Source organism: Bradyrhizobium sp. 23AC (genome assembly GCF_054863025.1).
Window position 1 is genome coordinate 175,098 of record NZ_JAVAYN010000003.1, and the last position, 14,651, is coordinate 189,748.

Genomic DNA, 14,651 nt, shown 5'->3' on the forward strand with positions numbered 1-14,651 from the left:
TGCAGATGACTGATGTGCGCGCCCGGTCGGGCCGCTTCATCACCGCAAGCCTTGACGCACAGACCCCGGGCGTCAGGACCACACGCTTTTGCCGTCCGCGGACGTCCCTCCCCGGACAGTCGGAAGCTCGCGCGTGCTCGCCCCCAACGCCGAAAAGAAACGCTGTGACCGCGCCGTGTCGTACCGCGGATCACGATGGCTCACGGGCGTAGCCCGCCCTGCCACCCCGTCACGCGCCGGCGCTGCCGCGTCCATCGCATCCCAGCCTACGTATCGTGACGATCGCGAAACGTCCCTTTGACGGGCCGGGATGGAATGCGGTTTAGCCGAAACTGACAATTCGGTCAATCAGAATATTTTTCGGACCCCCTCCCTTGACCTGCATGGGGCGTGTTTTGCCCGTCGGGCAACGCGAGGGATTGTGTGTGCAGGCGACTGAGACCGTCTGCATTGCGCAATGTGGCGACGATACGCTCGTGATCACAAACGGCCGCGCAGGTCTCCCTTGGGCCAGGAGCCCACGTTCATAGGCGTATCGCATGCCGGGACATGTTCCGCCGGAACGGCCGCACGAACATGGCGGCGAAGACAAGAGCGACCAGCCGACCCGGGGTCGCCGAGTTCGGCTGCGTCGAGACCGCCAGCGGACTTGCAACGACGACCGCCGTCAGGCCTTTCGACGCCTGGATCGTCAGCGCAGCCACCGCCACGCCCGCGATCACATCCACGAAGTAATGTCCTCCGACCAGCGGGGTCGCGACGAGCATTCCCCCATTCAGCACCAGCAGGGCGGGACGCAGCCACCAAATGCTCCATAAGCTCCAGATGCTGAGAAGCGCCGTGGCAGCGTGAAAGCTCGGGAAAGTGAGGATGCCGCCGAGCTTCACGATGTTGAGAGCTCGCAACGTACCATCGCGCAGCATGGGTATGTCGCTCGCCTGTCCTCCATATCCGTTCGCCTTGAACAGCTCGGTGTCGGAGGGCAGTCCGAACTCGAAATAGGTGCCGATCGCCGGAAGCAGGGAGGAGACGACAATCACCACGCACAACGCCAATGTTGACGCCATCACGAACTGCTGCAGACGGATATATTGACCCGTCAGCCCCAGCACGACCGGAACGCAGAAGGCCGGCACGAGGATCATTGCGTAAAAGAACTTGGCGTACAGCAGCAATTCCGGGCGGGCCATCGCGAAATGGAAATATGCAGGCCAATCCAGGCCGAGCAATCGGTCAAGCTCGGCGAATCTCGCGTCCTGCAGCGGCATCGCGGCGCCCAAGCCGATATACGACAGCGGCGCCGCGCAGATCGCGACAAAACCCATCTGCGCAAATGCGAGCATGGTGAACGCCGGTCGCTCGCCCCAGCCCCACCGCATGAGCCACAACCCGGCAACCGCCAGCGCCGGCGCTGTGACGACCTCCGTCGTCATCAAACCTTCCAGCGTGAAGGTTGTTACGGCAAGCCCGACGCAGAGCGCCAGCGCCCACCCAACCACAAGGCTCCAGTTGACCAGTTGTAATCTGTTCGCAATCCGCCGTTCGGTGCGAGCGACCAAGCGCAGCTCCTCCTTGACAGCACAATTTGCTCTCGCAAAAGGCGGCGCGCTGAACATTCCAAACCCCATTCCAGCCCACGTGCAATCTCGGGCGGTTCTCCCAGAATTGTAGCGCCCACACTTTCCGGTTGCCTCCCATGACTGGCGCTATCGTCATTATTGGTGAAGATTTTGTTTCCAAACGTTGCTGCCCGCGTTCCTATATGGAACCTCCCTGGCGAGGAGGACGAGGCGCGAGCGCCAGCCACCAGCCGGCGAGCACGAACCAGATGATGTTGCCGATCAGCGCGTAGGATGAGCCCTTGCGAAACCCATCATGCCTCGTCAACGGTCGGGTTGATGGGTTTCGCTCGCGCTTTACCATCCTGCGAGCTCAATCTGTTCGCCGCCTCAATGGCCCTTGGTACAGCCGAATTTTGCAATCTTGGTACTGGTCTCATGACCGGGCGTGACGCATCTAACTGCTAGTACCGCGAACGAAGCGATCCCGATCGGCAGTCTCAGTGGAGCCCCGGTCAACGCAGATCGCGGACACTTCCACACTGTCTGGCAGTTTGTGGATAGCCGTCGCGCTCACGCTGACTGCAATCGTTGCATCAAGAGACAATGACTGAGGAGATGATCCAATGAAGGCAATCGTTGTGACGGACCAGGCCGCGGGAACGGCGGGGATGAAGCTGGTGGACCGGCCCGAGCCGCAGGCAGCGATAAACGATGTCGTGGTTCAGGTTCATGCGTCGGGATTCGTCCCGACTGAACTGGCGTGGCCCTCGACCTGGACCGATCGCCGCGACCGTGACCGAACACCGTCGATCCCTGGGCACGAGCTGGCCGGAGTGGTCACTGCTCTTGGCTATGGAACGACAGGGCTGGTGTTAGGACAGCGGGTGTTCGGCCTAGCGGACTGGTATCGCGACGGCACGCTGGCCGAGTATGTGGCGATCGAGGCACGCAATCTTGCGCCACTGCCGGGCGACGTCGACTTCACAGTGGGGGCGAGCCTGCCGATCTCGGGGCTGACCGCATGGCAAGGGCTGTTCCAGCATGGCCGTCTCAAATCGGGGCAGAGCATCCTGGCACACGGCGCGGCCGGCGCAGTCGGGTCGATGGTGACGCAACTCGCACGAGAGGCCGGCGCCTACGTCATCGGCACCGGACGCGCCGCTGACCGTCAGACGGTGCTCGACTTCGGCGCAAACGAGTTCGTCGACCTCGACAAAGACTCGCTGCAAGACGTCGGCAAGGTCGATCTGGTGTTCGATGTCATCGGCGGTGACATACAGAAGCGGTCAGTAGAACGCATTCGAGCCGGAGGAACATTGGTGACCATCGTCGCGCCGGCCGAGGCGCGGCCCTCCGATGGATTGGCGGTCGACTTCGTCGTCGAGGCGGATCGCGCCCAACTCAGTGAGATCGTCCAGCGGGTGCGGGATGGACGACTGCGGACGAACATCGGCAAGGTCTCGACCTTCGACGATGCGGTCGCCGCCTTAAATCCGACCGGGCGACGCAAGGGAAATACGATCATTCGCGTTCGTCCCTGAGGGAGCATGCTCATTGATGTCCCCAGCGCGTAGGATGGGGTGCACTTGCGAAACCCATCCTACGAGCCACGAGTTGGCCTCAAGCCGGCACGATCACCTTGCCGATCGGCCAGAGCGCGATGCCTGCGAGCTTGAGATGGGCCCAGGCGAAGGGGATGCCGATGATGGTGATCGCGAGGGCCAGTGCGGTCAATAGGTGGCCGAGCGCCAGCCACCAGCCGGCGAGCACGAACCAGATGATGTTGCCGATCACTCCGAGCGGGCCGGTGCCGATGTCCTCAATACCGGTGACGTCGTAGCGGTTGACCGCACGCGAGCCGAACGGCAGCAGCGTGTACACGGCGATGTTGAACCCCGCCCGCGCCCAGGGCAGGCCGACGATGGTGATGGCCATGATGACCGCGGCGATCACCCAGCCGAACGCCATCCAGGCGCCGCCGAAGAGGATCCAGAGCAGGTTGAGCAGGATGGATACGGGGGCCATGGGACAATCCAGAGGTGGATGATCCCGTTTATATAGGCACGAAATCTGTCTCTGCTAAGACGGCAAGGTAGCCCGGATGAGCGAAGCGACATCCGGGACTTAACTCTCACCGTCCCGGGTATCGCTGCGCTCACCCGGGCTACCGGCTACCGCCCCTCGAATTTCGGCTCGCGCTTTTCCATGAAGGCCTTCATGCCCTCGGCCATGTCCTGGGTTTTGAACAGCGGCAGGAGCTGGAGATAGACGTGGTGGACATGGTCGTGGAAATTCTCATTGAGGCCCATCCGCATCATGCGCTTGGAGGCCTGCACCGCCAGCGGCGCGTTGGCGGCGATCTCGCGGGCGACCGCCGTGGCGCGGCTCATCAACTCGGCGTCCGGCACGACCTCGTTGGCAAGGCCCCATTCCAGGCACTCGCGCGCACTGAGCGTGCGGCCGGTGAAGATCAGCTCTGAAGCCTTGGCCCAGCCGAGCATGCGCGGCAACAGCCAGGTGCCGCCGGATTCCGGCACCACGCCGCGCTTGACGAAGGCGGCGGCGAGCTTTGCGGTTTCCGCCATGATGCGGATGTCGCAGCCGAGCACGGTGTCCATGCCGTAGCCGGCGGCACCGCCGTTGACGGCGCAGATGGTCGGCTTGTCCATTGCCTGCAACACCGTCGGCGGCGTGTTGCGCAGATTAATCGTGGTCGGCGAGGACGCGGCGCTGAGGCCGTTGCCGTCGCGCTCCTTGCGCAAGTCGAGGCCGGCGCAGAACGCCCTGCCCTTGCCGGTGAGGATCACGACGCGGACGTCCTTGTCCTCGTTGGCTTCGGTCAGGATCCGCGCCAGATCGTTGAGCATCGGGCCGGAGATCGTGTTCATCCGCTCCGGCGCGTTCAGCGTGATGGTCGCGATGTGATCGGCGACTGTGTAGAGGACTTCGTTCGCGGCGTCGCTCATGACAAATGTTTCCCCGTCCGTTGTCTCGTAGGGTGGGCAAAGGCGCGTTTGCGCCGTGCCCACGATCTGTCTCCGTAAACGAGTATTCGTGGGCACGCTTCGCTTTGCCCACCCTACGGCACCTCCTCAGATCTTCCGCCCCGCCTGCTCCCAATAGGGATCGCGCAGGCGGCGCTTGAAGATTTTGCCGGAGTCCTCGCGCGGCAGGCCGGTGCGGATCTCGATGTGCTTGGGCACTTTGTAATCCGCCAGATGCGCCTTCAGCGCGGCGCGAACACCTGCGGCGTCGAGCTCGACGCCGGCTTGCGGCTCCACCACCGCCATCAGCGCCTCGCCGAACTCGGAATCGGGGATGCCGAACACGGCGCAATCATGCACGCCTGATACGGCGTGCAGCACGGACTCGATCTCGGCCGGGTAGATGTTGACGCCGCCAGAAATCACCATGTCGCGCTTGCGGTCGCAGATGAAGACGTAACCGTCATCGTCGATGTAGCCGACATCGCCGGAGGTGATGAAGCCGTCGCGGTCGATCTCCAAGCGCTTCTCCGGTTTGTTGTGGTAGGTGAAATCGGCAAGCGCGGCCATGCGGGAATAGATCTCGCCGATCTCGCCGACGCCAAGCACGCGGCCGTCCTCACCGAGGAAGCGCAGCTCCGCACCGGGCGAGATCTTGCCGACGGTGCCGGGCTTCTTCAGCGCGTCCTCGGAGATCGCGAACGTCACCGCGCTGGATTCGGTCGAGCCGTAGAATTCGTAGATCACCGGCCCCCACCATTCGATCATGGCGCGCTTGACGTCGGCCGGACAGGGGGCGGCGGCGTGAATGACGTGGCGCAGCGAGGAGACGTCGTACTTCCTCCGCACCGCCTCCGGCAGCTTCATCAGGCGGATGAACATGGTCGGCACCATGAAGATGGTGTCGATTTTGTAGTGCTCGATCAGTTCCAGGAATTCTTCGGCCTCGAAGCGCGGCATCAGCACCAGCGCGCCGCCGAGCTTGCCTGCGCGGATGCCGAACGAGTTCGGCGCGGAGTGATAGAGCGGACCCGGCAGGATCGCGCGGGCGCCGGGCTTGAGGCCATAGATCATCGCGCGCATGCGCTCGCCGGCCGCCTGCTGCTCCGGCGTCGGTGCGTTGCGGCGTACGCCCTTGGGGTGGCCCGTGGTGCCCGAGGTGTAGATCATGTTCATCGGCTGCGGCACAACCGGGCCGTCATAGGGCTGGTGCTGCGCGAGCCAGGATTCGAAATCGATGGCGAAGTCCGGCGTCTTCAGATGATCGGGATCGATCTTGTAGCTGGACAGGATCTCCGACGGCGTCGGCACGCTGAGCACGGTGACGCCCTCAGGAATCGCATCGCGCAAGGCGTGCAGCATGTCGGCATGTCCGATCAGCACGGACGTGCCGGTGTCGTTCAGGATATAGGTGATCTCTTCCGGCTTGAAGTGCCAGTTGATGGGAACGCCATAAGCCCCGAGGCGCATCGCGGCGTAGGCGGCCTCCAGGAAGGCGATGTCGTTGCGCATCAGCATGCAGACGCAATCGCCTTGGCGGACGCCGATGTTGGCGAGGCCTGAGGCGATGCGATCGGCGCGGGCTGCGACCTCAGTGTGGGTGCGGCGGCGGTCGCCGGAGACGATGCCGAGGAAGTCAGACGTTTCGCTCATTGTTGTTTTTCTTTGTTGTCATTGCTGGCCGTCATTCCGGGGCGATGCGAAGCATCGAACTATGGCGCACCTGAGAATCTCGAGGTTCCCCGGTGCGCAATCGCGCACCTGAGGTCTGGTCCTTCGGTCCATCCCGGAACGACAGCGGGCTAATCCGCATATTTCGCCGCGCGCTTCTCCAGGTTGGAGCGCACCGCCTCGGTCTGGTTCGCGCTGCCGATCAGCTTCTGCTGCTCGACCGACTCCGCCAGCAGTGCCGGACCTGGATCGACCGAGAGATTGTTGAGCAGTCGTTTTGCCGCGCGGATCGCATCGGGGCTCTTGCCGGCGATCTCGCGCGCGACTTCGAGCGCCGCGGCGCGCGGGTCGTCGCAGATGCGCGTGGCGAGGCCGTAAGTCATCGCCTCCTGCGCGGAGAAGATGCGGCCGGTATAGGTGAGATCGCGCAAAATGTCGTCGCGCACGAGGCTCGCAAGGATCGGCGTGCCCGCCATGTCGGGCACAAGGCCCCATTTGATCTCCATGATCGACATCCGCGCATCCGCGGAGAGGAAGCGCATGTCGGCGCCGAGCGAGAGCTGGAAGCCGCCGCCGAAGGCGACACCGTGCACGGCCGCAATCACGGGAACCGGAAGCTGGCGCCAGCCCCACACCGCCTGTTGCGGGAAGTTCGCCTGGCCGTGGGTCCGCTTGGTGAGATCGCGATTTTCGCCACCCGGAATTCCATTGCCGCCCTTCTCCTTCATGGCGGCAAAACGCCCCATGTCGAGACCGGCGCAGAAGGCGCGGCCTTCGCCGGACAGCACGACGACGCGCACGCTCTTGTCCTTCGAAAGCCGGTCGGTTGCGGCGACAAGGGCCTCGAACATCGCCTGATCCAGCGCGTTCATCTTGTCCGCGCGCACCAGGCGCACGTCGGCGACACCTTCCGAGATCGAGATCGAGACGCGCTCTTCCATGGATGAATTCTCCCCTAGTTCTTGCCTGTTCTTGTTCAGTGCCGCTTTACAGGAAGCCGGCGGCCGGATTTAGTCAATCGACCAATTAACTGACAATCCGTACGGGAGAAACAGCCATGTTCAAGGAAAATCTTCTGGCCGGACGGCGCATTCTCGTGACCGGCGGCGGTACTGGGCTCGGCAAGTCGATGGCGGCGTGCTTCCTCCAGCTCGGCGCCGAGTTGCATATCTGCGGCCGGCGCAAGATCGTCTGCGACGAGACCGCGACCGAGCTGATGGCCGAGTATGGCGGCCGCGTCACCAGCCATGGTGTCGACATCCGCAACGCGCTCGCGGTCGAGGAGATGGTGGAGACCATCTTCCGCGACGCGCCGCTGACCGACCTCATTAACAACGCCGCCGGCAATTTCATCTCGCGCAGCGAGGAGCTGTCGCCGCGCGGCTTCGATGCCGTCGCCAACATCGTCATGCACGGCACGTTCTACGTGACGCAGGCGATCGGCAAGCGCTGGATCGCGGCCAGGCAGCCCGGCAACGTGGTCTCGATCACCACGACGTGGGTACGCAACGGCTCGCCCTACGTCGTGCCGTCGGCGATGAGCAAGTCGGCGATCCATGCCATGACGATGTCGCTCGCGGCCGAATGGGGCCGCTATGGCATCCGCCTCAACACCATCGCGCCCGGCGAAATCCCGACCGAAGGCATGAGCAAGCGCATCAAGCCCGGTGACGAGGCCGGCGCTCGCACCAAGGCGATGAACCCTATGGGCCGCGTCGGCACCATGGAGGAACTGCAGAACGTCGCCGTGTTCCTGATCTCCGGCGGCTGCGACTGGATCAACGGCGAGACCATCGCCATGGACGGCGCGCAGGCGCTGGCTATGGGCGGCAATTTCTACCAGCTCCGCGACTGGAGCGACGACGACTGGAAAACCGCGCGCGAGAGCATCATGGCGCAGAATGAGAGGGATCGCGCGAAGCGGGGGTAAGCTTTCTCGTGCCCCGGACGCAGCGCAGCGCGCCCCCGGCGATGCGAAGCGTGGTGCGCTGCTGAGCCGGGGCCCATGTCGCAGCATGCTGGGTCCCGGCTCTGCGCTGCAGCGCGTCCGGGACACGAACGCGCTCCTCTCTCTCCCACCTTGTCTTCGCCCGCAATTGACTCCACACTGCCGGGCATAAGAACAAGACGCCACGGGAGAAACATGTCCACACAGCCATTGGCAACTCTCGCCGAGATGGTGCGCGAGCGCGCCAAGAACCGCGGCAACGCCATCGCCTATGAGTTTGAGGGCCGCCTCACCAGCTTTGCCGAATTCGATGCGAGGACCAACAAGGTCGCGAACGCCCTGATCGCGATGGGCGTGAAGAAGGGAGACCGCATCGCCTATCTCGGCAAGAACAGCGACCTCTATTTCGAGCTGCTGATGGGCGCGATGAAGGCCGGCGTCGTGACGGCGCCGGTGAACTGGCGGCTCGCGGGGCCCGAGGTCGCCTTCATCGTCGAAGATTGCAAAGCCGCGGTGCTGTTCGTCGGGCCGGAGTTCATCACGCAGGTCCGCCAGATCAGGGATCAGCTGCCGGGCGTGCGCACGGTTATCACCACGGAAGGCGGCGCGCCGGAATGGCAGGATTTTGCGGCGTGGCGGGATGCGCAGAGCGGTGACGATCCCGGGGTGCCGATCGACACGAAAGACATCGCGATCCAGCTCTACACGTCCGGCACCACGGGCAAGCCGAAGGGCGCGATGCTGAGCCACGCCAACTTCCTCAACCTCGTGCAATCAGGCAATGCCGAGGACAAGCCGGAGTGGAACCGGTGGTCGACCGACGACGTCTCGCTGGTGGCGATGCCGGTCTTCCACATCGGCGGCTCCGGCTGGGGCGTGATGGGCCTCTATCACGGCGCCCGCGGCGTGATCGCTCGCGAATTCGATCCGACCAAGGTGCTGGATTTCTTCGAGCTATCAGGCATCACAAAACTGTTCATGGTGCCGGCGGCGATGCAGTTCGTGGTGCGGCAGCCGCGCGCCAGGACGGTGGACTTTTCACGATTGAAATACATGCTCTATGGCGCCTCACCGATACCGGCGGCGCTGCTGAAGGAGTGCATCGAGGTTTTCAAATGCGGCTTCGTGCAGCTGTATGGGATGACCGAAACGACGGGCACCATCGTCGCGCTGCCGCCGGAGGATCACGTCGAGGGGCTGGAGCGGATGCGCTCGGCCGGCAAGGCGCTGCCGGGCATCGAGATCGCAATCCTCGACGTCGACGGCAAGCCGTTGCCGCCACGAGAGGTCGGCGAGATCGCGACGCGCTCGGGCTCCAACATGGCGGGCTACTGGAATTTGCCGGAGGCGACGGCGTCGACGCTGCGCAGCGACGGCTGGCTGCGCACCGGTGATGCCGGCTATATGGACGAGGACGGCTATCTCTACATCCACGACCGCATCAAGGACATGATCATCTCGGGCGGCGAGAACATCTACCCCGCCGAAGTCGAGAGCGCGCTGTGCGATCACCCTGACGTCGCCGAAGCCGCGGTGATCGGCGTGCCCGACGACAAATGGGGCGAGGCGGTGAAAGCGGTTGTCGTGATGAAGCCCGGCAAACAGGCGAGCGCCACCGACATCATCAACTTCACCCGGACGCGCATCGCCGGGTACAAGACGCCGAAGAGCGTGGAGTTCCTGCCGGCGCTGCCGCGGAATCCGAGCGGCAAGATATTGCGGCGGCAATTGCGGGAGCCGTATTGGGCGGGGAAGGACCGGCGGGTGAATTGATCCCGCGGTGCCGTAGGGTGGGCAAAGGCGCGAAGCGCCGTGCCCACCATTCTTCAACAGTCGCGAGCGAAGTCGTGGGCACGCTTCGCTTTGCCTACCCTACGGTAGCGGTGCAGGCCGTTAGTGCTTCCCCGGGCCCATATACCCGAACAGGAATCCTGCCACCTTGCGCATCTGGATCTCCTCACTGCCTTCGGTGATCCTATAACGGCGGTGATGGCGGTAGATGTGCTCGAACGGCTTGTGGCGTGAATAGCCCATGCCGCCATGGACCTGCATGGCGCGGTCGGCGGATTCGCAAGCGAGGCGGTTTGCCCAGTAATTGCACATCGAGACGCGGTCGGAGAGCGTGCGCTCGATCTGCTCCTCGGTGAGCTGGTCCATCTCCCAGGCGGTCTTGCGGATCAGAAGGCGCAGCATCTCGGCCTGCGTCGCAAGCTCGACCAGCGGGAACTGGATCGCCTGGTTCTCGGCCAGCGCCCGGCCGAACGGTTTTCGCTCGCGCGCGTACTTCACACTCTCGTTGATGCAATAGACCGCCGCGCCGAGCGAGCTCGCAGCCTGACGGATGCGGTTCTGATGGACAAAGCACTGCGCCAGCGACAGGCCGCGGCCGACCTCACCGAACTGCGCATCCTCCGGCACGAACACGTCGGTGAAGCTGACGCGTGGATGGTCGGTCGGCATGTTGAAGGTCCACATGTACTCCTCGACCTTGACGCCGTGGCTCTTGGCCGGAACCAGGAAGCAGGTGATGCCGCGGGCATCGCCGTCATTGCCGCCAGTGCGCGCAAACAGCGCGCAGTGGGTGGCGACGTGCATGCCGGTGGTCCACATCTTCTCGCCGTTGATGATCCAGCCCTTGACGTTGTCGCGGGTGGCCGGCACCGCGCGCGTCTCCATGTGGGTGGCGTCCGAGCCGTGATGCGGCTCGGTGAGACCGAAGGTGATGCGGTACTTGCCCTTGATCGAGCCGTCGATCATCGCCTTCTGGTCATCGCGACCATAGCGATCGAGCATGGTGACGACAGGGAAATTTCCGACGATGGAATGCTCGTTCTGGAGATCGTTGTGCAGGCCGAGACCCTTCGCGGCAAAGTGCTCGCGGATCACGGCCATCCAGAGGTTGGAGCCATCCTTGCCGCCATACTGCTTCGGCACCGGAAAGCGCAGATGGCCGGCGGCGTCGGCGAGATCCTTGGCCTTGCGCAGCAACGCTTCCCATTCATGCCGCGGCAGGCCGCCATTCTCGAAATCGGTGCGCGCCCATTCGCGGCGATGATCGAAGAAGCGGATGTTGTCGTCGGCGTCTTCCAGCGGCTTGATTTCGCGTGCGATGAAACGATCGAGCTCTCCGAGATAGGCGACGAGATCGGCAGGCAATGAGAAATCCACAGGTTCTCTCCCGGATTGATTTTGTCGTTTTGCGTTAAGGCGCTAGGCGCGTTTCTGCTTCGTGCGATTAAGCTGAGAAGAGCGCGCGCAAGTCAAGCAAAGCGAGGCGTGTGACGCGCGCAAGGCGCACCAGCGCAATTCGATGGTGCTCCAGCGCCGACGCGCGGTAGTATGACGCCAATATTCCTTCGGAAGAAAATGCGGGAGCGCGCGATGGAGCTGAAATTCTCAAAGGTGGAACGCAAGGGGCCGATCACGATCGTCACGCTGTCGCGTCCCGAGGTCTACAACGCGCTGCACACCGACGCGCATTTCGAGCTGCAGAGGGTGTTCGACGATTTCTCGGCAGATGCCGAGCAGTGGGTCGCGATCGTCACCGGCGCCGGCGACAAGGCGTTCTGCGCCGGCAACGATCTGAAGTGGCAGGCGGCCGGCGGCAAGCGCGGCTGGGACAAGGGCGGCTTTGCCGGCCTCACCGCGCGCTTCGACTGCGACAAGCCGATCATCGCGGCGGTGAACGGTGTCGCCATGGGCGGCGGCTTCGAGATCGCGCTGGCGTGCGACCTCATCATTGCCTCGGAGAACGCGACCTTCGCCCTGCCCGAGCCGCGCGTGGGCCTCGCCGCGCTCGCCGGCGGCCTGCACCGGTTGCCGCGGCAGATCGGCCTGAAGCGCGCCATGGGCATGATCCTCACCGCACGCCATGTCAGCGCCAAGGAAGGCCATGAGCTCGGCTTCGTCAACGAGGTGGTGCCGCAGGGCGAAGCGCTATCGGGCGCGCTGCGCTGGGCGGAGATGATCACCAAGAACTCGCCGATGTCGATCCGGGCCTCCAAGCAGGCGATCCAGAAGGGACTCGGCGTCTCGCTGGAACAGGCGATCGAGGAGCAGCGGGACTATCCGGCGGTGAAGGCGATGGCGGCCTCACAGGATTACATCGAGGGCCCGAAGGCGTTCTCGGAGAAGCGGCCGCCGAAATGGGTGGGGAAGTAGGACCGTCCCTCCCGTCACGACAACGGTTTCGCCAACATAACCGCTGTCATGCCCCGGCTTGACCGGGGCATCCAGTACGCCGCGGCCTCTCAGTATATCGCTGCCGTCTCTGGAATACTGGATCGCCCGGTCAAGCCGGGCGATGACAGCGGAGAATGTGGCGCTGCCTACCCGCCTCGCCCCAGCTCCCGCTTGTATGACGCGTAATTCGGCTGATCGACGGCGAGCTTGTCCATGGTGGTCGCCCACAGGTGCTCGGCGAGGCCCGGCGTTGCGAGGTCGACCTCGCCGTTGGCAATGCGCTCGGCGAGCGCGTGGTTGAGCTCGGTCACCGATCCGTCCATGCCGAGCAGCGCGCGCAGGCGCACCACTTCCGCAGCATCACCCCCCTCCTCCCGCGTCAGCTGCCGCGTCACGAGGTCGAGGATGTTGATGGCGACGCGCAGCTTGAAGGCCTGGTGACCGCTGATCAACGGCGTGATGTCGTTGCGCAAGAAATCGGCGACCGATTTGGTCAACTCGATCGGGGTCGGTTCGTCCTGCATGCGTCAGCTCCCGCGCGGCGCCAAGAGCCGCAACAGATCGATCTCGGTCTCGCTCGCGCGGCGGCCAATCATCGCGCGTTCCATGGAATGGTCAGGGCCCTCGCGAAAGCGCTGCATCATGCCGCCGCACATGATGCCCCAGCGCAGCGTGCCCATGACTTCCCAGAATTTCACGCGCGCGGGATCGACCTGGCGGCCCGCGGCCTCATAACCCGCGAACAGCTCCTCGCGCGAGCCAAAGCCGCCGACGGGCTTGTCGATTTCGCCGAACCGCCAGGAGTTGACGCAGACCCAGCCGAGATCCTCCATGGGATCGCCGAGATGGGCGAGCTCCCAGTCGAGCACCGCCCGCACGCCGTCGCGGCCGATGATGAGATTGCCGTTGCGGAAATCGCCGTGCACCAGCGTCTCCTCGGCCGACGGACCCGGATCGTTGTCGCGCAGCCAGCGCAGCGCCAGCTCGAACACCGGCTTGGGCCAGTTCAGGCTGCGATAATCGCGCTCGAACTCGGAAATCTCCTGGGTCGCCGACCTGCTGCGAAGCTCCGGCAGCTTGTCCTTTGGCAGTCGATGGAGACCAGCGAGAATGCCGCCGATCTGCCTCGCCAGATGCGGCCGCGCCGCCGCATATTCGTCATCGCGAAGAATCTTGCGCGCGATGGTCTCGCCCTCGATCCTTTGCATGATGAAGCCGGTGCCGAGATCATCCGCCGGCACAAGCACATGCATCACGCGCGGCGACGGCACGCCGGCCTCATAAGCGAGCTGCATCAGCTGCGCTTCTGCGGCAAGGCCGGCCGCGCGCGTGGGCGCTGCGCCATAACCCTTCGGCGAGCGGCGCAGGATCGCGCCGATCACACCATCGGGATGCGTGATGTCGAAGCGCCAGGTCTCCTGACTGGCGCCGCCCGACAATTTGGCCGCAGAGGTCGCGCCGGTCGCGCCCTTGCACCAGCGCCGGACACTGCGTGAAAGCTCGCCCTCGATCATTTGCCTTTGAACTGCGCGGGCCGCTTCTCCAGGAACGCACCGACGCCCTCGCGGAAATCCTGGGTGTCGCCGGCGCGGAGCTGGCACTGGAATTCGAGGTTGAGCTGATCCTCGAAGGAATTTTCCGGGCTGTCCCAATAGAGCTTGCGGATCAGCGACAGCGCCACCGTCGGGCCGCTGGCGAGGTCGCGCGCAAGCTTCATCGCCTCCTCCATCAGCACGCCGTCATCATAGACGCGGTTGACGAGGCCCCATTCCAACGCCTTCTCGGCCGGCAGCCGCTCGCCCATCAACGACAATTCGATCGAGCGCGCCCGACCGACGAGGCGCGGCAACAGCCAGGTCGAGCCGCAATCCGGCACGAGGCCGATGCGGCGGAAGGCCTGCAGGAAGTAGGAGGACCGTGCGCACAAAATCATGTCGCCGAGCAGCGCGAAGCTCATGCCGGCGCCCGCCGCCGGACCGTTGACCGCGGTGACAATCGGGCAATGCAGATTGCGAATGCGACGCAGGAAGGGGTGAAAGCCGGTCTCCAGCGTCAGGCCGGCCTTGGTCTTCTTCGACTGGTTGTTGCGGCCCTGGAGATTCGCACCGGTGCAGAACGCCCGCCCCGCGCCGGTCAGCACCACGCAGCGCACCTCGTCCTTCTTCTCCTCGATCGTATCGAGCGCCTCGGCAAGGCCGCCCAGCATGTCCACGGAGACCGCGTTCATCACCTCCTGATGGTCGAGCCTGAGGATCGCGACCGAGCCATCGAAATCGAGCGTGACGTGTTTGAACTGCATGGTTT

At 64.2% G+C, this 14,651-nt stretch carries 13 protein-coding genes; 4 read left to right on the forward strand and 9 right to left on the reverse strand.

The window, feature by feature from the left end; genetic code table 11:
* Positions 1-524: 524 nt before the first annotated feature.
* Positions 525-1,616, reverse strand: coding sequence for a phosphatase PAP2 family protein (locus RAD10_RS09200; RefSeq protein ID WP_461617195.1), 1,092 nt, complete (start codon positions 1,614-1,616; stop codon positions 525-527).
* Between the two features lie 569 nt (positions 1,617-2,185).
* Between RAD10_RS09200 and RAD10_RS09205 the strand changes: the two genes are divergently transcribed.
* Positions 2,186-3,103, forward strand: coding sequence for an NADP-dependent oxidoreductase (locus RAD10_RS09205; RefSeq protein WP_461617196.1), 918 nt, complete (start codon positions 2,186-2,188; stop codon positions 3,101-3,103).
* Positions 3,104-3,182: 79 nt separating this feature from the next.
* On the opposite strand, the gene RAD10_RS09210 is transcribed toward RAD10_RS09205, so the two are convergent.
* The 4 genes from RAD10_RS09210 to RAD10_RS09225 form a co-directional block, all read right to left on the reverse strand.
* Positions 3,183-3,587, reverse strand: coding sequence for a YccF domain-containing protein (locus RAD10_RS09210; RefSeq protein WP_461617197.1), 405 nt, complete (start codon positions 3,585-3,587; stop codon positions 3,183-3,185).
* Positions 3,588-3,733: 146 nt separating this feature from the next.
* Positions 3,734-4,528 carry an enoyl-CoA hydratase/isomerase family protein gene (locus RAD10_RS09215; RefSeq protein ID WP_461617198.1) on the reverse strand — a complete coding sequence of 265 codons (795 nt, stop codon included), beginning with the start codon at positions 4,526-4,528 and terminating at the stop codon, positions 3,734-3,736.
* A gap of 126 nt (positions 4,529-4,654) precedes the next feature.
* Positions 4,655-6,199 (reverse strand): acyl-CoA synthetase, encoded by a 1,545-nt coding sequence (locus tag RAD10_RS09220; RefSeq protein WP_461617199.1) that lies wholly within the window; start codon positions 6,197-6,199, stop codon positions 4,655-4,657.
* Between the two features lie 149 nt (positions 6,200-6,348).
* The gene (locus RAD10_RS09225) at positions 6,349-7,158 is read right to left on the reverse strand and encodes a crotonase/enoyl-CoA hydratase family protein (protein ID WP_461617200.1); all 810 of its coding nucleotides are present in this window, start codon (positions 7,156-7,158) and stop codon (positions 6,349-6,351) included.
* A gap of 116 nt (positions 7,159-7,274) precedes the next feature.
* Between RAD10_RS09225 and RAD10_RS09230 the strand changes: the two genes are divergently transcribed.
* Both RAD10_RS09230 and RAD10_RS09235 read left to right on the forward strand, forming a co-directional pair.
* Entirely contained in the window at positions 7,275-8,147 is an 873-nt protein-coding gene (locus RAD10_RS09230; RefSeq protein WP_461617201.1) for an SDR family oxidoreductase, read from the forward strand.
* A gap of 213 nt (positions 8,148-8,360) precedes the next feature.
* On the forward strand, positions 8,361-9,938 hold the full coding sequence (locus tag RAD10_RS09235) for a fatty acid--CoA ligase (RefSeq protein WP_461617202.1): 1,578 nt from the start codon (positions 8,361-8,363) through the stop codon (positions 9,936-9,938).
* 120 nt (positions 9,939-10,058) lie between these two features.
* Here the strand turns inward: RAD10_RS09235 and RAD10_RS09240 are convergent, their stop codons facing one another.
* Entirely contained in the window at positions 10,059-11,333 is a 1,275-nt protein-coding gene (locus RAD10_RS09240; protein WP_461617203.1) for an acyl-CoA dehydrogenase family protein, read from the reverse strand.
* A 213-nt stretch (positions 11,334-11,546) separates the two neighbouring features.
* Between RAD10_RS09240 and RAD10_RS09245 the strand changes: the two genes are divergently transcribed.
* A complete protein-coding gene (locus RAD10_RS09245) occupies positions 11,547-12,326 on the forward strand; it encodes an enoyl-CoA hydratase-related protein (protein ID WP_461617204.1) in 780 nt (259 codons plus the stop codon).
* A gap of 167 nt (positions 12,327-12,493) precedes the next feature.
* On the opposite strand, the gene RAD10_RS09250 is transcribed toward RAD10_RS09245, so the two are convergent.
* From RAD10_RS09250 to RAD10_RS09260, 3 genes are read right to left on the reverse strand one after another with little or no spacing between them, the layout of a single operon-like run.
* A complete protein-coding gene (locus RAD10_RS09250) occupies positions 12,494-12,871 on the reverse strand; it encodes a DUF6285 domain-containing protein (protein WP_461617205.1) in 378 nt (125 codons plus the stop codon).
* Positions 12,872-12,874: 3 nt separating this feature from the next.
* The gene (locus RAD10_RS09255) at positions 12,875-13,861 is read right to left on the reverse strand and encodes a phosphotransferase family protein (protein ID WP_461617206.1); all 987 of its coding nucleotides are present in this window, start codon (positions 13,859-13,861) and stop codon (positions 12,875-12,877) included.
* Positions 13,858-14,646 (reverse strand): enoyl-CoA hydratase/isomerase, encoded by a 789-nt coding sequence (locus tag RAD10_RS09260; protein WP_104462367.1) that lies wholly within the window; start codon positions 14,644-14,646, stop codon positions 13,858-13,860. The genes RAD10_RS09255 and RAD10_RS09260 overlap by 4 nt, the downstream gene beginning before the upstream one ends.
* Positions 14,647-14,651 lie beyond the last annotated feature (5 nt).